20 protein-coding genes are annotated in these 25,367 nt (G+C 36.9%); 8 read left to right on the forward strand and 12 right to left on the reverse strand.

Features of this window, described 5'->3' with window-relative positions; translation table 11 throughout:
* Positions 1-37: 37 nt before the first annotated feature.
* The 3 genes from H6W52_RS04125 to H6W52_RS04135 form a co-directional block, all read right to left on the reverse strand.
* Positions 38-2,875 (reverse strand): alpha-amylase family glycosyl hydrolase, encoded by a 2,838-nt coding sequence (locus H6W52_RS04125; protein ID WP_116096804.1) that lies wholly within the window; start codon positions 2,873-2,875, stop codon positions 38-40.
* A gap of 236 nt (positions 2,876-3,111) precedes the next feature.
* On the reverse strand, positions 3,112-3,402 hold the full coding sequence (locus H6W52_RS04130) for a hypothetical protein (protein WP_185117444.1): 291 nt from the start codon (positions 3,400-3,402) through the stop codon (positions 3,112-3,114).
* Positions 3,403-3,495: 93 nt separating this feature from the next.
* Positions 3,496-5,103 (reverse strand): fumarate hydratase, encoded by a 1,608-nt coding sequence (locus H6W52_RS04135; protein WP_116096635.1) that lies wholly within the window; start codon positions 5,101-5,103, stop codon positions 3,496-3,498.
* Between the two features lie 320 nt (positions 5,104-5,423).
* On the opposite strand from H6W52_RS04135, the gene fumC reads away from it, so the two are divergent.
* Positions 5,424-6,818 carry a class II fumarate hydratase gene (fumC, locus tag H6W52_RS04140; protein ID WP_116096633.1) on the forward strand — a complete coding sequence of 465 codons (1,395 nt, stop codon included), beginning with the start codon at positions 5,424-5,426 and terminating at the stop codon, positions 6,816-6,818.
* An 87-nt stretch (positions 6,819-6,905) separates the two neighbouring features.
* On the opposite strand, the gene H6W52_RS04145 is transcribed toward fumC, so the two are convergent.
* The 3 genes from H6W52_RS04145 to H6W52_RS04155 are packed head-to-tail and all read right to left on the reverse strand — an operon-like array spanning position 6,906 to position 9,138.
* Positions 6,906-7,943 carry an outer membrane beta-barrel protein gene (locus tag H6W52_RS04145; protein ID WP_116096631.1) on the reverse strand — a complete coding sequence of 346 codons (1,038 nt, stop codon included), beginning with the start codon at positions 7,941-7,943 and terminating at the stop codon, positions 6,906-6,908.
* A gap of 33 nt (positions 7,944-7,976) precedes the next feature.
* The gene (locus H6W52_RS04150) at positions 7,977-8,591 is read right to left on the reverse strand and encodes a hypothetical protein (protein WP_116096629.1); all 615 of its coding nucleotides are present in this window, start codon (positions 8,589-8,591) and stop codon (positions 7,977-7,979) included.
* Positions 8,578-9,138 carry an RNA polymerase sigma factor gene (locus H6W52_RS04155; protein ID WP_116096627.1) on the reverse strand — a complete coding sequence of 187 codons (561 nt, stop codon included), beginning with the start codon at positions 9,136-9,138 and terminating at the stop codon, positions 8,578-8,580. The genes H6W52_RS04150 and H6W52_RS04155 overlap by 14 nt, the downstream gene beginning before the upstream one ends.
* Positions 9,139-9,284: 146 nt before the next feature.
* Between H6W52_RS04155 and H6W52_RS04160 the strand changes: the two genes are divergently transcribed.
* Positions 9,285-9,476 carry a bacteriocin-like protein gene (locus H6W52_RS04160; RefSeq protein ID WP_076393872.1) on the forward strand — a complete coding sequence of 64 codons (192 nt, stop codon included), beginning with the start codon at positions 9,285-9,287 and terminating at the stop codon, positions 9,474-9,476.
* A 67-nt stretch (positions 9,477-9,543) separates the two neighbouring features.
* On the opposite strand, the gene H6W52_RS04165 is transcribed toward H6W52_RS04160, so the two are convergent.
* The 5 genes from H6W52_RS04165 to H6W52_RS04185 form a co-directional block, all read right to left on the reverse strand.
* Positions 9,544-10,764, reverse strand: coding sequence for an aminotransferase class V-fold PLP-dependent enzyme (locus H6W52_RS04165; RefSeq protein WP_116096625.1), 1,221 nt, complete (start codon positions 10,762-10,764; stop codon positions 9,544-9,546).
* Positions 10,765-11,155: 391 nt separating this feature from the next.
* Positions 11,156-11,800 carry a 50S ribosomal protein L25/general stress protein Ctc gene (locus tag H6W52_RS04170; protein WP_116096623.1) on the reverse strand — a complete coding sequence of 215 codons (645 nt, stop codon included), beginning with the start codon at positions 11,798-11,800 and terminating at the stop codon, positions 11,156-11,158.
* A 55-nt stretch (positions 11,801-11,855) separates the two neighbouring features.
* Complete coding sequence (locus tag H6W52_RS04175) at positions 11,856-12,794, reverse strand: ribose-phosphate pyrophosphokinase (protein ID WP_087711724.1); 939 nt, start codon at positions 12,792-12,794, stop codon at positions 11,856-11,858.
* Between the two features lie 84 nt (positions 12,795-12,878).
* The gene (locus tag H6W52_RS04180) at positions 12,879-14,405 is read right to left on the reverse strand and encodes a G-D-S-L family lipolytic protein (protein WP_116096621.1); all 1,527 of its coding nucleotides are present in this window, start codon (positions 14,403-14,405) and stop codon (positions 12,879-12,881) included.
* Between the two features lie 16 nt (positions 14,406-14,421).
* Positions 14,422-15,657 carry an OmpP1/FadL family transporter gene (locus H6W52_RS04185; protein ID WP_076393882.1) on the reverse strand — a complete coding sequence of 412 codons (1,236 nt, stop codon included), beginning with the start codon at positions 15,655-15,657 and terminating at the stop codon, positions 14,422-14,424.
* 273 nt (positions 15,658-15,930) lie between these two features.
* Between H6W52_RS04185 and H6W52_RS04190 the strand changes: the two genes are divergently transcribed.
* From H6W52_RS04190 to H6W52_RS04210, 5 genes are all read left to right on the forward strand, one after another.
* A complete protein-coding gene (locus H6W52_RS04190) occupies positions 15,931-17,361 on the forward strand; it encodes a stage 0 sporulation family protein (RefSeq protein WP_116096619.1) in 1,431 nt (476 codons plus the stop codon).
* On the forward strand, positions 17,354-17,818 hold the full coding sequence (locus tag H6W52_RS04195; RefSeq protein WP_116096617.1) for a gliding motility lipoprotein GldH: 465 nt from the start codon (positions 17,354-17,356) through the stop codon (positions 17,816-17,818). Before H6W52_RS04190 ends, H6W52_RS04195 begins: the two co-directional genes overlap by 8 nt.
* A 6-nt stretch (positions 17,819-17,824) precedes the next feature.
* Complete coding sequence (locus tag H6W52_RS04200) at positions 17,825-20,203, forward strand: penicillin-binding protein 1A (protein WP_116096615.1); 2,379 nt, start codon at positions 17,825-17,827, stop codon at positions 20,201-20,203.
* A gap of 74 nt (positions 20,204-20,277) precedes the next feature.
* A complete protein-coding gene (locus H6W52_RS04205; RefSeq protein WP_116096613.1) occupies positions 20,278-21,819 on the forward strand; it encodes a protein adenylyltransferase SelO in 1,542 nt (513 codons plus the stop codon).
* Between the two features lie 79 nt (positions 21,820-21,898).
* The gene (locus H6W52_RS04210) at positions 21,899-23,173 is read left to right on the forward strand and encodes a DUF6080 domain-containing protein (RefSeq protein WP_116096611.1); all 1,275 of its coding nucleotides are present in this window, start codon (positions 21,899-21,901) and stop codon (positions 23,171-23,173) included.
* A gap of 101 nt (positions 23,174-23,274) precedes the next feature.
* Here the strand turns inward: H6W52_RS04210 and H6W52_RS04215 are convergent, their stop codons facing one another.
* On the reverse strand, positions 23,275-23,814 hold the full coding sequence (locus tag H6W52_RS04215; RefSeq protein ID WP_116096609.1) for an SPOR domain-containing protein: 540 nt from the start codon (positions 23,812-23,814) through the stop codon (positions 23,275-23,277).
* Positions 23,815-23,998: 184 nt separating this feature from the next.
* Here H6W52_RS04215 and H6W52_RS04220 point away from each other — a divergent pair, with 184 nt between their 5' ends.
* Positions 23,999-25,363, forward strand: a complete 1,365-nt coding sequence (locus H6W52_RS04220; RefSeq protein ID WP_116096607.1) for a c-type cytochrome — start codon at positions 23,999-24,001, stop codon at positions 25,361-25,363.
* Positions 25,364-25,367: the final 4 nt, after the last annotated feature.

A 25,367-nucleotide genomic window follows, 5' to 3' on the forward strand; every position in this document is an offset into this window, starting at 1 on the left:
CGATCTCTCATTATAACCTTTTGAAGTTATCCACAGGTTATTTTACCATCATTTTCTGAATTGAAATTCCTGTATCTGATTTTAAATGAACCAAATACGTTCCTGCAGGATAATTTGTTTTTAATTCGTAAGTTCCGTTTTCATTATTCAATTTAAATGAATCCATTTTTTTACCGCTCATATCGTAGATAAAGACTTCCCCATTCTTCGCTTTGTGGTAAATTAATTTAGCCACCCCATTTTTCACAGGGTTATCCGCAATCTGTAAAGAAAGCTTATTTTCGGCATTCACGTCTGTTGTGGATAAACTTCCCACATAATTACCGAAAATTCTGAATTCTCCCGGCTGAAGAGTTATCGGAGCTGTTGTAGAAGTTACATTAGAAACAGAGTTATCCATTAGATTTTGCCACTGACCTACATACGGAAAATACGGAACCACACTTTGAGCTGCCGTTGTGTAATTTGCTAACACCACTACATTTTTCACTCCGTTCGTAATTGCGTTGTCGTAAACGTAAATTCTCGTAATTAATCCATTCGGATCGTTTGCCAGATTATTGGATTCTACAGTATATGTTTTTGATTTGAAAACCGGATAGATATTTCTGAAATTGATAATCTTCGCCCAGGTATCATAAACCGCTTTTCTGTTGGTATCTGTATCATATCCCAACGTAAACGCAATTGGCTTTTCATCGGTTCTGCAACCGTTATTAATGGTTCCGTTTGTACATCTGTTGATGCTGAATTCGTAACCAAGCTCACCGAACTGCCAGATCATTTTCGGACCGGGAATAGTGAAGAACGTCGCTCCGAAAGCTTTCATTCTGTCTAAAGCTGTATTAAGGTTTTTAACATCATAGCTTCCGTTTACCGCCCCGTAAGCAAGGTTTTTGAACATTAACCTTTCTTCATCGTGACTTTCTCCGTAACCTACCGCTCTCATTTCAGAGAATCCATGCAGCGTATGATTCATTCTGTCGAAATTACTGTTTTCTTTATAGCCCATTGTATTCTGGTTATAAGATCCATTCTGGTTATTCCACATCATTACTCCTTTACCTTCTGCAACTCTGTAGTTTGCCCACTGCTGTTCTTCGGCATCGGTTCCCAAATGTTCAAAAATCATGTAAGAATTCGGATCAAGAGCCCATTGCTTGTCTGCATAATATTTCAGGATATCAACTCTGTCCTGCTGATAAGCGTTTGTACAGGTTTCGTCGTTTTCAGAACAGCTTTGTGTAAATCCTTTTGTTAAATCCCAACGGAAACCATCTACATGATATTCCGTTAACCATTGCTGAAGGCATCTTTCAACGTAATATTTCGTTGAAGGACTTGTATGGTTAAAATCATTGAATACATTATAAGAATGTTTAGGAACCTGATTGAAGTAAGGATTATTGGCTGCAATATCTCCGTAACCGTCTCCATCCGGATCAACATTCCAAAGTCTTGCGAGCGGAGAACGACCTGTTGCATGATTGAAAGCAATATCCAGAATTACAGCAATTCCGTTCTGATGACACAGATCTACAAATTCTTTGAACTTTTCCGGTGTTCCGTATGCTTTGTCTAATGCATAATGGAAAGAAGTATTGTATCCCCATGAAAGATTTCCTTCGAATTCCATGATAGGAAGCAATTCGATCGCATTAATATTCAGATTTTTCAGGTATGAAATCTTATTAATTAAAGACTGCCAGTTTTTTTCCTGTGTAAAGTCTCTTAACAGCAATTCATACACCACAAGATTTTCTTTTGCCGGACGCTGAAAGTTTGTAACCTGCCAGTTATATGGAGTCTGCCCTGTTTTAAACATTGAAACTTCAAAACCCTGCCCGGCAGGAAACGCCGGTAAATTCGGATAAGTCGTAGAAGAAATGTACTGATCGTCATAAGAAGAAAGAATCTGTGGAGAGTAAGGATCTGCCACTTTTCTTAAATCATTGGTTCTGTACTGGAAAGTATACAATTGCTGAGGCGTTAATCCGCTTAGCTCAATCCAGTATAAATCGGGATTTGCAGTATCTCTTTTCATTAAATAAGCATCATTCACTGCCCAGTTATTAAAACTTCCGATCACATGAACGAAATTTTTAGACGGAGCATACAAAGCCAATCCTACTTTTGCGTTATCTGTCGGATGATAATTGATCCCCTGTCTTATCCATGAAGGAATTGCTTCAGAAATCACATTTCTCGGAACCTGAAGAATAAAGGTAGAACTCTTTGAATTCACTCCCTGCGTTGCGATCAATTCCATATTGGCATCACCAGTTACCGTGTAATTGTAAGAATACGAAGTTGAAGCCGCAGAAGTAGAATTTACAACAGTCCCGTTGGCTTTAAGCTGAAAAGTTGCATTCACATTGGTGGTAGCCGTGATGTTAATGAAATTCCCCGTCGGAACAGACGTTAAGCTGTTTGTAGCAGGATTTGTCATGGTTAAATTCAGAATTCCTACGTTGACAAAAATATCCGGAGTTGTCTGATGCGCACCGGTTTTATCTTTCAGCAAAAAACCGAATCTTCCGATGCCTGTTCTTGCATAAAAAGTTGTCGGTGTAAAAGATAAGGAATAAGTGTCTGTAGCAGCATTATAATTTAATCGATTAGATTCATTGGAATTATTCCAGCTTCCGTTCGTAGGGCAGTCCTGACTATTCTGATAGTTCGTATCTAAAGACCACGTCCAGATATAAATGGCATTGTTTGAAACTCCCCACGCCGATTCATCGATCTGATTTCCGGGCACGGTTAATGTTATTGCATCCGTTTCATTAAACGGATTAGGGGTAATTGTATAGCTTATCTGACCAAAGACATTGGCTAAGATAAACAACAATATACCGGAATAGAATTTTTTCATATAATTCATCCTTTTAAGGTTAATTCAATACTAAAGTAAATTATTTTTCGAAAAAAAAATCAACTTTTGTTGAAAAACAAAACTTTGCACATATTAAATAATATGCTTTGAATAACACTTAACTGTTTGAATGATAGAAATAAAAAAAACCACTTATCAAGATAAGTGGTTTATATATGTTGTTTTGCTTTGATATTGCTTTCTCAGAATTCAGGTGAGAAAACAATGACAATCAATTAATGATGTCCGTGTCCGTGACTATCGTGCAAGAAAGGTCCGTTTCCTTTAGGATTGCTGTAGATTACTTCTACTCCCTCCTGCTCGTTTAGCTGCTTGCTTCTGATATCTTCCGGATTGAAAGGTTTAATTTTTCCGAAATATTCTTTCAAACCTTCTGTCAACCACATTGGAATTACCAACCCGAAGAACATAAAGATACACCAAAATCCTACAAGGAACATTGTAATGAAGAAAATTGTCCAAAGGAACTGGTAAAACGGCCAAAATGCTGATAAAATCGTTATCATTTTCTTAAAGATTTTAGGCAAAAATAGGACTTTTTATTTTTTTATACAAAAGATATACGTCCTATTTTATTATTTATTTTGATTTTAAACTAATTAATGCGCAAGATCTGCAAAGAAATCATTGCCTTTATCATCCGTAATGATGAACGCAGGGAAATCTTTCACTTCAATTTTTCTTACGGCTTCCATTCCTAATTCCAGAAAATCTACCACCTCAACAGAAAGAATATTGTCTTTAGCCAGAATTGCAGCCGGACCTCCGATGGAACCTAAATAAAAACCTCCGTATTTGTTGCAGGCATTGGTAACGTCTTTTGTTCTGTTTCCTTTTGCGAGCATAATCATACTTCCGCCGTGGCTCTGGAATTCATCTACATAAACATCCATTCTTCCCGCCGTAGTCGGTCCGAAACTTCCTGAAGCCATTCCTTCCGGAGTTTTTGCTGGTCCCGCGTAATAAATCGGGTGATTTTTGAAGTATTCAGGCATTGGCTGTCCTGCATCCAGTAATTCTTTGATTTTTGCGTGGGCAATATCTCTGGCTACAATTAAAGTACCGTTCAGCTTCAGTCTTGTTTTGATCGGATATTTTGAAAGTTCTGCTAAAATATCAGACATCGGCTGATTCAGGTTGATTTCTACTGCTTCTTCCAGATGTGGCGGTGTTGCCGGTAAAAATCTCTTCGGATCCTGCTCCAACTGCTCTAAGAAAATTCCGTCTTTTGTAATTTTTCCTTTGATATTTCGGTCTGCTGAACAGGAAACTCCCATTCCAACCGGACAGGAAGCGGCGTGACGCGGTAATCTGATTACTCTCACATCGTGTGTTAAATATTTTCCGCCAAACTGTGCTCCGATAGCACTTTCCTGACAGATTTTCTGAACTTTCGCTTCCCACTCCAAGTCTCTGAAAGCCTGTCCTGCTTCATTTCCTTCGGTCGGAAGATTGTCGTAATATTTTGCTGATGCTTTTTTAACAGCCGCCAAATTGGCTTCCGCGGAAGTTCCACCAATTACCAAAGCCAAATGATAAGGCGGACAAGCAGCCGTTCCTAAATCTGAAATTTTCTCTTTAATGAATTCTTCCAGAGATTTTTCGTTCAGTAAAGATTTTGTTTTTTGATACAAAAAGGTCTTGTTTGCCGAACCTCCTCCTTTCGTTAAAAATAAAAACTCGTAATAATCTCCTTTTTTAGCGTAAATATCAATCTGCGCCGGAAGATTGGAACCTGAATTTTTCTCATCAAACATCGTTAAAGGAACCACCTGAGAATATCTTAAATTTCTTTTTTGGTAAGTATTGTAGATTCCTTTGCTTAAATATTCTCCGTCATCTACGCCTGTGTAAACGTTTTCTCCTTTTTTACCCATCACAATTGCAGTTCCGGTATCCTGACACGAAGGTAAAGCTCCTTCCACAGCAACCGCTGCATTCTGTAATAAATTATAAGCCACAAATCTGTCGTTGTCCGTCGCTTCAGGATCGTCGATAATTCTTTTTAAACTTTCAAGGTGGGAAGAACGGAGCATGAAAGAAACGTCTGCCATTGCTTCCTCTGCTAAAAGCTCAAGACCTTTCGGATCAATGGTTAAAATTTCTCTGTCTCCTAATTTTTCAACTTTTACATAGTCTGAAGTTAATTTTTTGTATACCGTATCATCCTTTAGAATCGGATACGGATCCTGATATCTGAAATCCATTTTACTTTTTTCTTTGGGTGCAAAAATACAGCTTACTCAAAAATGCATGAGTAAAATCAGTAACTTAGATTGATATTTATAATGATTATAAATTGCGAGGGTTTTCTTTTCTCATTAACTTTATACGAAGATATTTTAACCACAAAAGACACAAAAGCTTTTAAACACTTTAGTTATTTTAAGTTTAATAAATAATGCTTTAGAAGAACACATTAGTTTTAAAAATCTTCGATTTTCATTTTGTGAAATTTGATTTTTATAAAATTTAATAAATCTCTTTGCTTTTGGGGTTAAATCAAAACTAAACAAATTTCAATCACATGAATTACAGAATAGAAAAAGACACCATGGGAGAAGTGCAGGTTCCTGCAGATAAATTTTGGGGAGCACAAACAGAACGTTCAAGAAATAATTTTAAGATTGGTCCGGAAGGTTCCATGCCTCATGAAATCATCGAAGCTTTTGCTTATCTTAAAAAAGCGGCGGCATTTACCAATACAGATTTAGGAGTTCTTCCTGCAGAAAAGAGAGATATGATCGTGAAAGTCTGTGACGAAATTTTAGAAGGAAAACTTAACGATCAGTTTCCTTTGGTGATCTGGCAAACCGGTTCCGGAACGCAGTCCAACATGAATGTAAATGAGGTAATCTCCAATAAAGCACACGTTAACAACGGTGGAAATTTAGGCGAAAAATCGGAGATTCATGCGAATGACGATGTGAATAAATCGCAATCTTCCAACGATACTTATCCAACTGCGATGCACATCGCGGCTTATAAAAAAGTGGTGGAAACTACTATTCCGGCTGTCGAAAAACTAAGAGATACTTTAAAAGAAAAATCAGAAGCGTTTAAAGATATTGTAAAAATCGGAAGAACACATTTGATGGACGCAACGCCTTTAACTTTAGGTCAGGAATTCTCAGGGTATGTCGCCCAACTGAATTACGGTTTAAAAGCACTGAAAAATACTTTACCTCATCTTTCTGAGCTGGCTTTAGGCGGAACTGCGGTGGGAACCGGCTTAAATACCCCTCAAGGTTATGATGTAAAAGTGGCAGAATATATTTCGAAATTTACGAATCTTCCTTTTGTAACCGCAGAAAACAAATTTGAAGCTTTGGCAGCTCATGATGCGATTGTAGAATCTCACGGAGCTTTAAAACAACTTTCGGTTTCTTTATTTAAAATTGCTCAGGATATCCGATTATTAGCTTCCGGACCTCGTTCCGGGATCGGGGAAATTCATATTCCGGAAAATGAGCCGGGATCATCTATTATGCCGGGAAAAGTGAATCCTACGCAAAATGAAGCAATGACGATGGTTTGCGCTCAGGTTTTAGGAAATGACACGACTATTTCTTTTGCAGGAACGCAGGGAAATTATGAACTGAATGTTTTCAAACCTGTAATGGCTTATAATTTTTTACAGTCCGCCCAACTGATTGCCGATGCATGTATTTCCTTTAACGATCACTGTGCGGTCGGAATTGAACCGAACTATGAAAGAATTAAAGAACTGGTTGATAAATCTCTGATGCTGGTAACGGCTTTGAACACGCACATTGGTTATGAAAATGCTGCAAAAATTGCCAAAACCGCCCATAAAAACGGAACTACCTTAAAAGAAGAAGCGGTGAATCTGGGACTTTTAACCGCCGAACAATTTGACGAGTGGGTAAAACCTGAAGATATGGTGGGAAGCCTGAAATAAACTAAGAATTAAATTGTTAAATATTGTAAAAAACCGCATGACAAATTTGTCCTGCGGTTTCCTGTTATATATAAATGTTACGTGTTTTTACCATTTGTAAGCAAGACCTATAACCAGAGCTTTATCATTTTCAAATTGATTATCCTTGAAAAAATTACCGAAATCTTTCTTCACGAAAATGCTGAAATCGCTGTACGAAACGGTAAACTGCGCTCCATAAATGAAAGGATTTACCTGATAACTCCCTCTTTCTCTCTGGCTGATTTCTTCGCCTTTAATAATGTTGTTTGTCGACATTCTTACTCCTCCATAAACATTTGCGCCTACTTTAAAGCCTTTCTGATAATCTCTGTACTGGATATCCATTCCTGCACTTTTCAGTTTAGAAAAATTGTACTGCAAACCTAAAGGAACGATGACATAGCCTGTTCGCAATTTGCTTTTGCTTAAATTTTTATCATACGCTGAAAGGTAAATATCCGAATTCATGTCTTTAGCAAAAAAACGGTTATTATCAATATTTAAGGTTCTCCATGAAAATCCAAGCCCGGAAATTAATCCCCAATGACTGGTTCTGCTGAACTGATAATTGAATTTCAGCCCAAATTCAAGATTTCCCGCGTATCCTAAATTTTTATCCAGATCATTATCTGCTTTATTATTGGTGAGAATCATGGCTCCGTAAGAAAAATAGGCGGTGAAGTTCTTAGTCGGACGGAATTTCTTTAGAAGTTTTTCTTTAATTTCTTCGTTGGAAGTTACATCAGAATTCAGAAGAGAATATCTTACCTGCTTTTGAATCACAGAATCCAGATCAAAACCGAGCTCTTCAATTCTCTGATCAATTTTTTCCGAAAAGCGGTCGGCAACAAGCGCCTTTTGTTTGTCGAATTCCGCTTTATCAAGATTCTTAGCCTGAAGAATCAGCAGTTCTGCTTCCATCAGTTTTTTTTCTTCCTGAATAATTGAATCAATTTTTCGGGCGTATTCATCTACTTTTTCTTTTACTATCGGGCTTACTTCTGTATCTTCTTTAGACTGAAGATTTAAGGTAAGATTTTTCTGAGAATAGGCTGTACCTGATAAAAGGCACAATAGTCCCATCATGATCATTTTTTTAATCATAGTATTATTTTTTATTTGTTAAAATTTGAAGTATTATTTTCCGTTCAGATCAATGGTTGCCACGTTGCTTTCTTTGGTTTTCATGATAACATCTTTATGCTCTACCGAGAACAGCAATGTAGAAGGATCAACATATCTTTTCCTTTTCCCCTGAGTTTTTGCAGAATCTGACTTTGCCATGATTTTTTCAGGCTCGATTTTAGAAATAGTGCCGATAATTTCCGGAGCATTTTCTTTTGTTAAAGGCATATGTTTTTGCTCAATCATGATCTGCGACTCTACCGCTTCATTCTTTTTCTCACTCGAAATCTTTTCTATAGCAACAGATTCTGTTTGTTTCGGCTCTATAATTTCGGGAGATGGTACTGTTGGTTCCTGCTTTTTATTTTGAATAACCGGCTTTTTAATCTCAGCAACAATTTCAGATTTTTCAGTTTCCTTATTTTCTTTATTAAAAAACAGAACTGCTCCCAAACTGAATGTTAAAACCAGACAAGCCGCCACCAAATACCAATTTATTTTTGTTTTTGAGTTTCTTCGTTCTGACTGGGCTTCAATTTCAGACCATAAATTTCTCGAAGGAGCAATTTCTCTTTCAGAAATCTGCTTTTTGATATGATGTTCTATATTATTTTTAGTAGTGTTCATTTTTCAGTGCTTTTTGTTGTTGGAAATAAATTTTTCTCATCTTTTCTTTTGCCCGAAATAATTGCGTTTTGCTTACCGCAACTGAAATCTGCAAAGTATCTGCAATTTCCTGATGCGAATAGTCTTCGAGAACATAGAGGTTAAAAACCATTCTGTAAGCATCCGGAAGCTGATCCAGAAGTTCCTGCGCATTGAAATCAAAAGTGACATCTTCTTCATAAATTTCTTCCAGATAAGACTGGTTGATGTCGTCCAGATAAAAAACGGTTTTGCGGCTTTTAATAAAATTCAGACATTCGTTCACCACAATTCTTCTCGCCCATCCTTCAAAGCTTCCATCATTTCTGAAAGTTTCAATACTTTTAAAAATTTTACAAAACGCTTTAATAACGCAGTCTTCTGCCTGATACAAATCGGTAACGTAACTTCTGCTGACGCTCAGAAATTTCTTTACATTCTGATCATAAAAAACTTTCTGCGCTGCCGGTTCCTGCCTTTTGAGGCGGCTCAGCAAATCATCTTTTTTATTTCCAAACAGAAGCTTCATAATTATTTGTTTCTATTAGTAAGACAATTAAAAACGGAAAAGGTTACACTATAAGAAATTATTTTTTGAAATTAATTAAAAAATATCATTTTAAATATTTTTCATATCTTAGGGACTTATTACAAAATACTATAAAACAAAACATTATGAAAAATCTAAAAAAAATCCAAAGAGAAAATTTAAAGCAGGTTTTAGGTGGTCATACCTGTCCGGCAAACACGTACCACATTACATATAACGGCTATCATGCGTGCTGCCTTCAGATTCCGAGCGGAAATCCGTGTCTTTCTACAAAATGTCTGGTTCCGATGGAAATGTGCGATTCAGAATTGAATTAATAGTCCATACAAAAATAAAACGGTCAGAAATTTCTCTGACCGTTTTGTATCTTAAAAAAATCTAAGTTTAATTTAGCATTTTCTGTGCTTTTTTTACGCCTTCTATCAAAGCATCAATTTCACTGAATGTATTGTACACCGCAAAACTTGCTCTTACGGTTCCCGCAATATTGAAGAAATCCATAATTGGCTGTGTACAGTGATGCCCCGTTCTTACAGCAATTCCTAATTTATCCAGAATCATTCCTACATCCGAAGCAATTCCGACTCCTTCAAGATTGAAAGAAACAACGCCGGTTCTGTTGGCTTTTTCACCATAAATTTTAATGCCTTCCAATTCCAGAAGCTGTCTCTGCGCATATTCCAGCAAAGCATTTTCATGGTTTTGAATATTTTCCTGCCCTACTTTCAGAATAAAATCCACGGCAGCTCCCAAAGCTATGTTTCCACCTACATTTGGTGTTCCTGCTTCATATTTAAAAGGAAGACCTGCGTAAGTGGTTCCGTCAAAAGAACAGGTGGCAATCATTTCTCCGCCTCCGTGAAATGGCGGTAAGTCTTCAAGAATCTGCTGTTTTCCGTACAGAATTCCAGTTCCCATCGGAGCGTACATTTTGTGTCCCGAGAACACAAAAAAGTCGCAGTCCATCTTCTGAACATCAAGGATAAAATGAGGTGCAGACTGAGCTCCATCGATAACGATGTAAGCATTGGTATTCTTTCTTGTTTTTGCAATAATTTCTTCAATCGGATTAATAATTCCTAAAGCATTGGAAACCTGATTAACAGAAACAACTTTTGTTTTTTCATTTAAAAATTTTTCAAACTGATCGAGTTGAAGAATTCCGTTTTCATCCATAGGAATGACTCTCAGCTTCGCTCCGGTTCTTTCACAAAGCATCTGCCACGGAACAATATTGGAATGGTGTTCCAGATAAGAGATAATAATTTCATCGTCTTTTTTTAATTTTTGGGTTAAAATATAGGCGATCAAATTGATTCCTTCGGTAGTTCCTTTGGTAAAAATTACCTCAAAATCATGTTCAGCATTGATGAATTTCTGGATTTTTCTTCTGGAAAGTTCCATTTCTTCAGTTGCCAACTGGCTTAATGTATGAATTCCACGATGTACATTCGCGTTAATTTCCGTATAGTATTTATTCCAGACTTCCAAAACGGAATCCGGTTTTTGAGAGGTTGCCGCATTATCCAGATAAACCAATGGTTTACCGTTCACTTTCTGATCTAATATAGAAAACTGACTTCTGATTTCCTGAATGTCAAACATTTATTAAATTTTTAATTAAACTGTTCTTATTTAGAACTTTTCAAATTTACGGCTTTTTTTCGGATTGTGGCTGAGAGTTGATTGTTGTTGATTGATAGAAAAATTCGATGTAAAATATTCTTTTTTGCTTTTAACGCTAAGATCGTTGAGAATTTTTATTTTATTAGACATTTTTGGTTCGCAAGGGCGCCTCACTCAGCGAGTGATAGCAATGAAAATGATTTAAATAAATTTTGATTTCTATATTTTTTATTAATTGATGTTTTTAGTTTTACAAAGACATTTCACTAATAAAAGATTAACCAAGATTTGAACTCATCATATTTATCTTTTAGTCATAAAAAAAACCTGCCAAAATTTGACAGGTTTTATATTTTTAAATAAGAAATTCTTATTCTGCTGCTGCTTCTGTAGCTTCAGGAGCTGCTCCTTCTTCAGTTGCAACTTCTTCTTCATCTTCATCATCCATTGCTGCTGCACCTCCTTTCATTGCATTTCTAGACATCTTAACAGCTACTACAACTGCGTTGTCCGGGTGCATGAAAGAGTATCCTTCAGTTTTGATACCTCCAACATAAAGTTTGTTACCAATTCTTAACGGAGTAACGTCTACAACGATCTCATCCGGTAAGTTTGCAGGGATTGCTTTTACTTTCAATTTTCTGAAAGACTGACGAAGAACACCACCAGCTACAACACCTTTAGAACGACCAGTGATTCTTACAGGAACTTCCATGATAACTGGCTTATCATCAGATAACTGATAGAAATCTGCGTGAAGAATTTTGTCTGTAATCGGGTGAAACTGAATATCCTGAAGAACAGCCGGAATTGTTTGACCATCAACCTCAATAGATACCGTGTGTGCTTCAGGAGTGTATACCAATCCTTTGAAAGATTTCTCAGTAGCAGAGAAATTCAAAGGAGCTTCACCTCCGTAAACAACACAAGGAACTAATTCAGCATCACGTAAAGCTTTTGTAGACTTTTTGCCCACGCTTTCTCTTTTTGCACCTTGAATTGTAATAGATTTCATTTATAAAAATTTAAAAAATTGTTTCAAATTAAATTTGCAAACCTCTAAATATCAGTTAAATAACAAACTTACTGCTAATTGACTGATGCTCGTGAACCATCTTCATAACGTCCGCAAATAATGGGGCGCAAGATAGCACTTTTATTTTAGATGACAAATTATTTTTAACAGGAATTGAGTCAGTTACAATAACTTCCAATAATTTTGAGTTCTCAATATTTTCGTAAGCCTTTCCTGAAAGCACTCCGTGCGTTGCCATTGCTCTTACAGATTTCGCCCCTTTCTCCATTAAGATGTCTGCCGCTTTACAAAGTGTTCCGGCGGTATCGATCATATCATCAATAAGAATAACATTCTTCCCGTCCACATCTCCGATAAGGAACATTTCTTCTACAACGTTTGCTTTTTTTCTTTCCTTATAAGCAATTACTACATCTGCACCCAAGTGACCTGCATAGTTTTTCGCTCTTTTTGCACCTCCCATATCCGGAGAGGCAATCGTAAGATTTTCCAGATTGAGATCTCTGATATAATCTACGAAAATAGTAGAAGCATACAGATGATCTACCGGAATTTCGAAGAATCCCTGAATCTGATCTGCGTGGAGATCCATTGTCATGATTCTTGTAGCTCCTGCTGCCGTTAAAAGGTTTGCCACCAACTTAGCACCGATTGGCGCTCTGGGTTGGTCTTTTCTGTCCTGCCTTGCAAGTCCGAAATATGGAAGCACTACGGTAATGCTCTTAGCAGAAGCTCTTTTGGCAGCATCAATCATCAGAAGAAGCTCTAATAAATTGTCTGCCGGCGGGAATGTAGATCCAATCAGGAAAACTCTTCCCCCTCTTACGGATTCGTCCAGAACAGGTTCGAATTCTCCGTCGCTGAATGTCTGAAAGTTGATTTTTCCTAATTCTTTCCCATAATTTTGGGCAATTTTTTCTGCCAAGTCCTTACTCGTCCTTGTAGAAAACAGATAACTTAACTGATCGGCCATTTTTACTTTTTAAAGATTTTGCAAATTTAAAAAAAAACCACAAGAATTACTCTTGTGGTTTCTAAGTTTTTATTTATCCAATTATTATGGGAATTTTACTCCGGAATAATTATTTGGATTTACCTGTGGTAAGGTAGATTTATATTTAGCATTGATCGCTTTAATAAATTCATTGGCAATAATTGCATAGCCTCTTCCTGTAAGGTGAACACCATCCAGAGAGAAAGCTCCCCCAGTTACGAATTTTGCAGTGTATCTTATCCCATCATACAAAATTCCGGATTGAGAATTAAGCTCTACCATTTTAGCATTTGCATCTACAAATGCAAGTCCTTTAGCATCTGCAATAGACTTAATTGAAGTATTATAGGCAGTCATAGCTGTTGTGACATTTGCTGCTTCAGTTTTTGAAAGCACGTGCTGGTTTTCTAATGGATAAGAAATACCGTATACATTAATGGAAGCCGGAGCATTCGGATTAGTAGATCCGATTACCGCTCTGGTCGTAAGAAGGATATAATCTTCTGCGGTTGCCTGTCTCGCCTGTCCGTAAATCTGTCCGAAAGCAGCAGCTGTAGCCGCTCCTAAAGACGGCGTAAGTGCCGCAGTAAGCTGTGCTGATAAATTTGTTAAAGAAACATCTCTGATCAAAACAGGATTTGAGGCAGTAGAAGATAAAAGATTGATCCTGTCTCCTGCACCAAAGGCTGTAAGCGCCTGTTTAAGCGGACCGTACAAACTTGTGTTAAGTGTATTAAGATTAGCACCTAAAGCGGCTGGAGTTAACGGATTGTAAGGAACCGTTGTAAAGAAAGGAATAGCGGTTACGCTTGGAATATTTGCGACAACTCCTTTCGCACCGTTGGCCGTAAGAGCAGTTACATAAGAATTGATACTGGATGCAACTACATTTGGATCAGAAATATCATTAGATCCATAAGTTGCAGGATTAAGATTTCCTGTCTGAACTACAGCAGGTGTGTATGTTGTAACGCCGCCTGTGGTTGTAGAATTTGTTCCTCCACTGGTTGCATAGCTTAAAATATCGTTATTTCCGATCCATAAAGAGAAGAAAGTAGGATTTTGAGCTACTGCCGCCGCCACAGGACTTACCCCTGTAGAAAATCTTGCATAAAACGGATTAAGAGTTCCATAGCTCGCGATGCCTAAATGAAAAGATTTTGCGCCCGGAATCCCTAAATTCTGATAAGGTGCACCTGAAGAAATGTTATCTAACGCCGCTGCAGGAGCAGATGGGACCGGTGTAAGTGACCCATTTACTACACTAAGAACCAGTTTACCTGAAAATCCCGGAAGATTATTAAATCCACCAACGTTATTTGGCATTAAAGGCTGTTTAAAATCACCCCCTCCTGCAAGCTTCATCTGCATTGCAATCATTGAAGGATAAGATTCGTTTTGTCCATCCAAATAAAGAGCTCCGTCTCTATATCCCGAAGTAAGAGAGTTTCCTAAAGATACGTATTTGGAAAAATTGGCTTCTCCGGAAGTTACTACCACATCCTTTACATCAGTATCGAAGTCTGTATCACAACTTACATTTAACAACAACGCTGAAATAGCGAATGTAGAAATTAATATTTTTTTCATAATTCTTGATTAAAAATTAAAATGCGTTATAAGACAAACCTAAACCAAAGTAAAATGCTTGTGCTTTAGCCTGCCCATAAAGGTTATAAAATGCATTGTTTATATTTCTTGACTTCTGGAAGTTGTAAGCTCCTGAAAGGTCTACTCCTAATTTATTTAGTTTAAATCCAATCCCTCCGGTAATTACATTAGCATCAAAAGATGGTGTTTCCGGACTGAAGTGTGCGTCGTCATAAGGTGATTCATCATGATAATATCCTAATCTTCCTGCAACTTTATCTGTAATCATATATTGCGTTCCAATTCTGAAAGCTTTAGAATTGTGGAAGTTTTTAGGTGTTACATTTTTTGTAGGATCATCAGCCTGATTTCCTGCCAATGCGTTTTCAAAATCTAATGTAAGTTTATTATACTTCTCCCATCCGTAGTAGTTGAAATCTCCGGACACCTGCCATTTCGGTGTTATTTTATAGGTAACCCCTATTGTATATTCATCCACCAAAGGAAGAACAGCCTTAAAGTTATCCTGTCCGTTAGCGTCTAATCTTACTGAAGAATATAATGCCTGAGAAATATTAAATGTAGCTTTTCCTTTGTCCGCATTCATATAAACCGGAGATCTGTAAGCAATACTTACGTCCAGTTTTTCTTCAGGTCTGAAATAGAAACCTAAACCAAAACCGTGTCCTGAAGCCTTATCATCTTTTAGATTTAAATTTCCTCCTAATTGAGTAACTGCTTTCGTCCAGTCTACACTTCCTTTAGCATAGATATAGCTCGCTCCGAAAGAGACCCAAGGTGATAATTTCACAGAAACCATCGGCTGAAAATAAAATGCCTTCAGTTCTATATTCTCTACAATTTCTTTTCCAGCCCAGTTATCCGGCCATTCTACCGTACTTCCGTAAGGCGTTGAAAAATTAAAACCTAAAGAAAGATTATCTAACACTTTGTAAGCTACCGCAGCATAAATAGGAGTTCCCATAGGATTATCCGTAGAATAAGATTCCAAAGTAGTAAGATTCTGATAGGTTACTTTAGAACTTATCCCGAATCCGCCCGCAGCAACACTAAGTTTTGAAGGAATGAAAGACATTCCCGCAGGGTTAAAGAACGTAACACTCGCATCTTCAGCATGTGCACTGGTATGCGCCATTGCCAATTGTTTCACCCCTTGCAGAGAAACCCTGAAGCCTCCTGCGTAAGATAATACACCTGCCAATAAAGCTGTTGATATCAATATTTTTTTCATAGACTATTATTATATAATCCAAATATAAAATTATTTTAGATACATCTGTTAATAAATCATAAAATTTTAAACATCAATGCAAAAGAAAACTATGTTTAAAATAGCACTTTAAGTAAACTCTTTTGTAAATACATCATAGTTAAACATTTAATCAAAATTATATCATCCGGATGCGATTTTGTTTAGTTTTAAACAAAGCTATTCCCGATAATTTGATTATTTTAGACCTCATAAAGATAAAAATCATAAATTTGCAAATTAAATATATTATATATGAGTTGTGGATGTAAAACATCCGGCGATTCTGCACATTCTTGCGGACCCAAGAAGACCGCGAATGGCTGTGAAAATGTAAATACCTGTGGTAATAGTTATAAATTAAGTGTTTTTGACTGGCTTTCTAACATCAACAATCCCGCACCGAACCGATGTGATTTTGTAGAAGTTAGATTTAAAAATGACAGAAAATCGTTTTATAAAAACGTAAACAATATCCCTTTACATATAGGTAGTGTAGTAACAGTAGAATCGAGTCCCGGACACGATGTAGGTGTGGTAAGTCTCACCGGAGAATTGGTAAAGATTCAGATGAAAAAGAAAAAATGCTCTGAAGAATCGGCACTAAAAATATACAGACAGGCCAATCAGAAAGATCTTGAAGTTTGGCAGGAAGCAAGAAAAAAAGAGGACAGCGTAAAAATAGACGCCCGAAAAATAGCACACAGATTAGGTCTTGAAATGAAGATCACCGATGTGGAATATCAGGGAGACGCCTCTAAAGTCACATTTTATTATACGGCAGATAACCGTGTAGATTTCAGACAGTTGATTAAAGAATACGCCGGAGCTTTCCGTACAAAAATCGATATGAAACAGATCGGTTTCAGACAGGAAGCCGCAAAAGTAGGCGGAATCGGATCTTGTGGAAGAGAACTTTGCTGTTCGACTTGGTTAACGGATTTCAGATCTGTAAATACCAACGTGGCAAGATATCAGCAATTGAGCATTAACCCTCAGAAACTTGCCGGACAGTGTGGTAAACTTAAATGCTGCCTTAATTATGAATTAGACAGTTATCTGGATGCTTTAAGCAATTTTCCGTCTTCTTCCACCACTCTGGATACCGAGAAAGGAAGAGCTTTCTGCATTAAAATCGACGTTTTCAAAAAGAAAATGTGGTTTGCTTATGTAGAAAATTCAATTGCGTGGTACGATTTCGATATCGATTTGGTTAAAAAACTGATCTCCAAAAACAAACGCGGAGAAAAAACACTTCCATTGGAAGAGCTGAAACAGCCGGAAACGCCTTTTGCAAGTATTGATCTGATTCAGGAGAATAACGTAGACCGTTTCGAAAAGAAAAACAGAGGCAACAGAAATAAAAACCAAAACAGACCGAATAACAACAATCAGAACAGCCAGAATCAGCAGGGTCAGAAGAAAAACAATAACCGACCTGAGAGACAGGAACGTCCTGAAAGAAATGAAAAATCTGTTGAAAAGCCTCAAAGACTGGAAAAACAGCAACAAAATCCAAAAGCCAATTCTAATAACAACCAACCGAGACCGCAAAAGCCTCAACAGCCTAAACCTCAGTTGGAAAAAGTAGATGCTTCTTCTGGTGCTGAAACCGAGAAAAAAACCAACCCGAATAAAAAGAAATTTAAAAAGAAGTTTCCTCCAAAAAAAGATAACAATGCGTAAAATTTTAGGATTATTTACTCTTATTCTTTTCTTTAGCTGTAATTCTTCCTCCGAAGGAGAAGTTTTTATGAATTCCGTTGATAACAAATGGAATAAGAAAAGTGAACAAAAATTTAATCTTGAAATTTCAGATCCTCAAAATCCGAAAAATATTATATTTGTTGTAAGAAATAATAACAATTATCCTTACAGCAATATAAGGTTTATTGTGAATTTCACCGACCTTCAAAGTAAGAAAAAACAGACCGATACATTGAATTATGTATTGGCAAAACCTAACGGAGAATGGCTCGGAACAGGATTCGGAGATACAAAGGAAACTTTGTTTCAATATAAACTGAATTATAAATTTCCCGCAAAAGGAAAATATGAAATCGGTCTTACTCAGGCGATGAGAAACGACAACCTTCCGGGAATTGAAGACATTGGAGTAAAAATAGAAACGGCTAAACCGTAATCATCAATGGAAGTGAACAAACAAAATACTGGGAACAAAGGGAAAACCTTCCCTCTTCCTCCTAAAAAGAAAGACACTGCCTGGAAAAGGTGGGTTAAATTTATCTGGATCGGATTCTTTGCTTTGGTTTTAGGAATTTCAGGGCTATTCTTTGCCGTATCGCAAGGTTTCGTAGGAGAAATGCCGGATGTAAAAGAGCTTGAAAATCCGGATATATATGTTGCCTCACAAATCTACTCTTCAGACGGAGTTCTTTTGGGTAAATTTGAAAAAGAGAAAACACAGCCTATCATTTATAAAGATCTCCCGCCTTACTTAATCTATGCTTTACAGGCAAAAGAGGATGAACGTTTTAAAGAACACTCAGGAATTGATTTACAATCAGTTGTAAGAGCGGTAGCTTATGGAGGTAAAAGAGGCGGTGGATCCACAATAACCCAACAGCTTGCAAAATTACTTTTCACCGGAAATGCTTCTCAAAACAGAATTGAAAGAGCATTCCAGAAATTAAAAGAATGGGTTGTTGCCGTAAGTCTTGAAAAAAGATATACGAAAGAAGAAATCATAACACTGTATTTCAATAAGTTTGATTTCTTATTTAATGCTAACGGAATTGAAATGGCTTCGAAGATTTATTTTAATAAAAAAACTTCTGAGCTTACTTTACCGGAGGCAGCAACATTTGTTGCCATGCTTGAAAATCCAAGAAAAAATAATCCATACAGAAATCCTGAAAGAGCAAAAACAAGAAGAGATGTTGTTTTGGATCAAATGCTGAAAACAGGATATATTGATCAGGCAACATTTGATAAAGCTACAGCAACGCCAATTACAGTTGATTTTCATCCTATAAGTAATATTACAGAAGGCTATTCCGCTTATTATAAGTTTTATCTGAAAAAAGAAATCGACAAATATCTTGACGATTACGAAAAAGAAACCGGTAAAAAATTAAACCTTTACAAAGACGGTTTAAAAATATATGTAACTCTTGATTCCAGAATGCAAAAATATGCAGAAGATGCAATCAGAGAGCATTTAACGGATCTTCAGAAAAGATTTGACGCTGAACAGAGAGGAAGAAAAAACTGGCCATTTTATTACCTGAATGATAAACAGGTGAACGATCTGATGCTTCAGGCAATGAGAAGAACAGGACGCTACAAACTTCTTAAAGCAGACGGAATGCCGGAAGATTCTATTTTAATGGAATTTAAAAAACCTGTTAAAACCTCAAGATTTACATGGGCTGGAGAAGAAGAAGTAGAAATGTCTCCTTGGGATTCTATCAGATGGCACAAGAAAGTTGCTCAGGCAGGATTGATGTCTGTAATTCCGGGAACAGGAGAAATTAAAGCCTGGGTTGGAGGAATCGATTGGCAGCATTTCCAGTATGACCACATTAAGCAGGGTAAAAGACAGGTAGGTTCAACATTTAAGCCTTTCGTTTACGCAACTGCGATTATGAAACTAGGTTTAACACCGTGTTCTACCATCTCTAATGCAACATTTACAAAAGGAAACTATCGTGTTCCGGGAAGAGGCGGAATGCTTACTTTAAAAGATGCATTGGCACACTCGCAAAACCCAGTTGCGCTTCGTCTTGCCGAAATGACGGGAACACAAAGCGTAATACAAACCGCGAGAGATTTGGGAGTAACAGAAGAAATCTCCACAAGCTTACCAATGGCTTTAGGAGCTTCGGATATTACCATTTACGAAATGGTAGGAGCTTACAGTACTTTTGCCAACTATGGTAACTACAACAAACCGGAGATGATCTGGAGAATTGAAGATGCCAACAGCCGCGTAATTAAGGAAGTAAATGTAGAACCTAAAGAAGTGATGAATCCGCTGTACGCTTATACCATGATTGAACTGATGAAAGGTGTAGCGCAATACGGAACCGCTTCTGGAGAACTGGGAAGAAAAGGAATTTCAAAAGATATAGAAATTGCCGGTAAAACAGGAACTACCCAGAACAACTCAGACGGTTGGTTTATGGGAATCGTACCGAAACTGGCAACCGGAGCATGGGTTGGATGGGAAGACAGAGCCACCCACTTCTACGGAACAGGAGAAGGACAGGGAGCTAAAATGGCATTACCGATCTGGGCAATCTACATGAAGAAAGTCTGGGCAGATAAAAGCTTAAAAATCTCTCCGGATGATAAATTCGTGAAACCTTCGGAGTGGAAAGACGGCTGTTCAAACCTTAAAGGATTAGGAGCAGGTTATGGAGATGATGGCGGATTACAGACGCTTGATGAGATCAAAAATCCGAAACCGGCAGATCCAAGCGGACCAAAAACATCCGGTAAAAAAGAAGAAAATGTAAACGAAAACCTAAATACAGGGGAAGATATAGACTTCAATAATAAATAAATTCTTTTTTAGAAATATACAAGACCTTTCAATCATTTGGAAGGTCTTTTCTTTTTAATTAATACCTTTGAATTATGAATCTTGAAAACATACAACAACCCTTTATAAAAAAGTTTCCCGGAGATTTTTCCGGCAATAACCTACAGAGAAATACTCCGAAGGTTTTATTTTCCACTGTTCAGCCGGTTGGTTTTGATCATCCAGAGTTAATTGCTTTTAACGAAAAACTTTCAGAAGAAATAGGGCTTGGAGCGCTTGAAGAAAAAGATCTTAATTTTTTGGCAGCAACACATCTTCCCGAAAATATCAAAACCTACTCCACGGCTTATGCAGGACATCAGTTTGGGAACTGGGCTGGACAATTAGGCGACGGAAGAGCCATTCTTGCCGGAGAAATTGAAAACAATTCAGGAAAGAAAAACGAAATACAGTGGAAAGGAGCCGGAGCAACGCCTTATTCCAGACACGCAGATGGAAGAGCCGTATTAAGGTCGTCTGTTCGTGAATATCTGATGAGCGAAGCTATGTTTCATTTAGGAGTTCCTACAACCAGAGCATTGAGTTTAGTATTTACCGGAGAAGACGTCGTAAGAGATATCATGTACAGCGGAAATCCGGAACTGGAAAAAGGAGCGGTAGTCATCAGAATCGCAGAAAGCTTTCTTAGATTCGGTCATTTTGAATTGATGTCTGCCCAACAGGAATACAAAACATTGCAGGAACTTGCAGATTATACCATTCATCATTATTTCAAAGAAATTTCTTCGGAGGGGATTCAGAAGTACAAAGATTTCTTCGAAAATGTATGCAGGAGAACGGCAGATCTTATGGTGGAATGGTATCGTGTAGGATTTGTTCATGGAGTAATGAACACAGATAATATGTCGATTTTAGGTTTAACGATCGATTATGGACCTTATTCGATGATGGATGAATACGATTTAAATTTCACCCCGAATACCACCGATCTTCCAGGAAGAAGATATGCTTTCGGAAAACAGGGACAGATTTCCCAATGGAACCTATGGCAATTGGCAAACGCACTTCATCCTTTAATTAAAGATGAAAAATTTCTGGAAGATGTTTTAAATGATTACGGAAGCTATTTCTGGGAATCGCACGACAGGATGCTTTGCAGAAAATTTGGTTTTGATCAGTTGCTAACCAGCGACGAAAAATTCTTTACAACATGGCAAAGTCTCATGCAGGATCTTCAATTAGATTATACCTTATTTTTCAACGAACTCGAAAAATATGATGACCAGAAAGATCTCAGACAGCAATTTGAAAATGTCTCTTACACATTTTTAAATGATGAGAAACTTTCGAAACTGGAAGATTTTATGAAAGCTTATCATTCAAGGTTAGAAAAAAATATTATTTCAAGAGAAAAATCTTTGGAAATAATGCATAAAACCAATCCAAAATTTATTCTTAGGAATTATCTGCTGTACCAATGTATTGAAGAAATTAATAACGGTAAAACCGATTTGCTTACAAAACTGACTCACGCTTTAGAAAATCCTTATCACACCGTTTATCCGGAATTTTCATCAAAAAGACCTTCTGGTTATGATGGCGTTTCGGGATGTTCCATGCTGTCGTGCAGTTCGTAGTTTTAAAATCATAAAATCAAAACAAAACTCATCAGATTTGGTGGGTTTTTTATTTTACTTTTGCAGAAAGTTTTTGCAGGTGTCAAAATTCAAAACAAAATTTATCCATTTTTTCAAATTGCTTTTTCCGTCGACGGGAATTGAACTTATTGTTCTTCTTTTCTTTCTCGTTGCATACGGATATATGGGATCATACATTGCGATTCATCATAAAATTATTTTTGACGGAAGAATTCCTTGGGATGCGTATTTCAGCTTCGATAACAAATCTATTGTAATGACCGGCGGAAGTTTTGAAAGACACCCTCTCTCCTATTATTTTTTCAACTGGATCCGGGAACTGGCTTTACTTTTCTCCAACGGAAAAATGGATGGAAATTTCCGTTTCGCTTTAGCCTGGCTGAGTAATCTTGCCGTAAGTTTAAGCGTTCTTCAGGTGTTTAAATATCTTAAAAACATTATTGGACTTCCATTAATTTTAAGTATCTTATTAATTCTGTTTTTCGGAGCCTTTTCAACGAATATACTACTTTCCTTCACGCCGGAAAATTTTACCTACACTTTATTTTTCCTGACCCTCTTTCATCATTATTCAGCTATAAAATTAAAGAAAGAGGAGAAAATTCCGCCTTTAGCTTTGGCTTTTTCAGGAATTACCATAGGAGGTTTAACGGTAACGAATATTGTTAAAGTATTCATTCCGGTAGCTTTTGAGAAAGGACTTTTTAAGGATTGGAAAAAATTCGGGAATGCTGTTTTCAGAGCAGTTTTTACCTGTGTGTGTTTTGTTTTATTATATCTGAACCGAATCGATTTTAAATACCAAAATATATTCAGTAAAACCAATGAACAGTACGAAAAGTTCTCCAATGTAAATTCTACTCCGACTTGGGATATGATCCTTTCCTACTTTTTCGGCGGAAATATACTTTTTTCAAATTTTCTGATCCGCGATAAACATAACATGAGCGGTTACCACTATAAAGGGATCATTATGGATGTTTATTCATCATGGATTCCTTATATTTTTATTGCCGTTTTATTGATCCTGATTTGTTGGAGTTATTTTAAAAATTTCAGAAATAAACTCGTTCAGGTTTTAATGATTTCATTCCTGTTTGATGTTATCATTCACTGTGTTATGAGATTCGGACTTCACACTTCTTACATCTACGGTGGTCATTTTGTTTTTGTCTATCCACTGTTGGTTGGTTGGCTTTTTTACAGCTATAAAGAATCACCGAAAATGCTGTCTTTTTTATCCGTAATCTTTATAATTTTATGCGCTTACCTGATCACCAACAATTATTTGAGAATGACCGAATTCTTTTGGTTTTTAAATAAATTTTATTAAAATTTTACTTTTTGTTTTGAAAAATTAAAATTCAAAATCAATAAAAAAAGCTGAGAAATAATTTTTCCCAGCTTTTTTATTTTTCTATTGCTAAATGTAAATTATTTTGCTTCCGCACAGAAAATTCTGTACTGTACTGCAAGTGCAGATTTAAAATATTCTCTCACTCTGGAAAGGTCAGAAGCCGCACTTTGTTTTGTGAAATAACTCCCCGCTAAAATTTTATAATTCGGTCTTAAAGAAGCATCAGTTTCCACTTTCAGGTTAGGAAATCTTTTTCTGAAATAAGCCTTTACCTCATTGGCTTCTTCATTACTTTTTACCGTTGTAATCTGAATTTTATACCCTAAAATTCTTGGATTTTTTCTGCATATTTCAGCATTGGTAAGTTCCCTGTTCGGAACATAAATTTTAGTTGGTTTTGAAGGGCTGTAATCTTCGTCATCTTCCCTTGAAGAAGTTGCCAAAGTTGTTTTGGAACACTTATCCTCTATGCTTTCCAGAGCCGCATTCACCTTAGAATCCATCGTCATCGTAAGTTCTGTTCCCGCCAAAGTATCTTTTCTTACAACTTGTTGTGCATCAACACCATAAAATGCAAGCACAGACAGCATCGAAATTATTTTGATTACATTTTTCATTTAAACTTGTTTGCGCAAATTTATACAAATTAAAAAATTATACCAAATTCAGTTATTTAGAATAATTACAAATTAAACGGAAATGACATTTTCCCCTTTCCATATACCGTTAAATTCCTGTTAAAAATATTATTTTTGCGGGATTGATTGAATGTTCAATATTTACTAACATAAGATAATTTAAATGATTAGTTGGAGAAAGCATTATAGACAGACGTTGATCGCAATAGGCTTATTGCTATCGACCAGTGCTTCAATTTACGGGCAGGACGGCGATCCTAAGAATGGTGAGAAGCTTTTCAAAGCGAATTGTACTGCATGTCACGCACTAGACAAGAAACTTGTAGGTCCTGCTCTTGGAGGAGTAGTTGAAAGACTGAAAAAAGATCAAAATCTAGACATTGACTGGTTTCAAAAATGGATAACCAACAATGAAAAACTTAGAGCTTCCGGAGACAAGTATGCTAATGAAGTATACGAAGCCAACGGAAAAGCGGCAATGCAGGTTTTTGAAGGGAAACTTTCAGAAAAAGATATCAACGATATCTTGGCATACACCTCAAATCCTCCGGCTGAAGAGCCTAAAAAGGATGATGCAAAAGCAACAGCAGCAACAACTGATCAGGCTGCTCCGGCAAACAACACTACAACAAGCGTAGTAATCATTTCACTTTTAGCAATCGCAGCGCTATTGGTTTGGATCCTGGTAAAATTAAGACAATTGGTAAAATTGGGTCAGTCAGACGACTTAGCCGGTCTTAACGAAACAAGGGTAAAATCTTTCAGCGAAATCTATGCAAAATATCACTATGTAGGAAAAGGATTAATCGCAATCCTTGCACTTCTGGCAACTTACGGAATCTGGAACTGGATCATGTGGATCGGGGTTTACAAAGGATATAAGCCAGAACAGCCTATTTATTTCTCCCATAAAATCCACGCTGGAGAACAGAAAATCGACTGTCAGTTGTGTCACTCCAGTGCCAAATACGGTAAAGTATCTGAAATCCCTTCGATGAACGTTTGTATGAACTGTCACAGAACAATTTCTGAATACAACGCAGATCACTACATGGAGCCAGGAAAAGATAAGGCTTTCTATGACGGAGAGATCAAGAAAATCTATGCCGCTACAGGTTGGGATCCTGAAAAACAACAGTACACAGGAAAAACTCAGCCGGTTGAATGGACAAGAATCCACAACATGCCAGACTTCGTATACTTTAACCACGCACAGCACGTAGTAGCAGGTGAACAAGCGATCATCAATTCTTTCAACAAAAAGAACCCTAACAACAAAATTGATGTTGTATGTAAAGCTTGTCACGGAAAAATCGATACAATGAATGTTGTTCAGATGGCTAACGACTTTACAATGGGATGGTGTATCGAGTGTCACAGAACTACAGAAGTTGACATGAACAACGGTTATAATAAAGAATACTTCAAAAATCTACACGACAAGTTGAAAAAACAGTACCCTAAAGATGGTGGTAAGATTACGGTAGATGCTATTGGAGGTCTTGAGTGTGGTAAATGTCATTATTAATAAC

It is taken from the genome of Chryseobacterium sp. C2(2020) (assembly GCF_014218915.1).
GTDB classification, from domain to species: Bacteria; Bacteroidota; Bacteroidia; order Flavobacteriales; family Weeksellaceae; genus Chryseobacterium; species Chryseobacterium mucoviscidosis.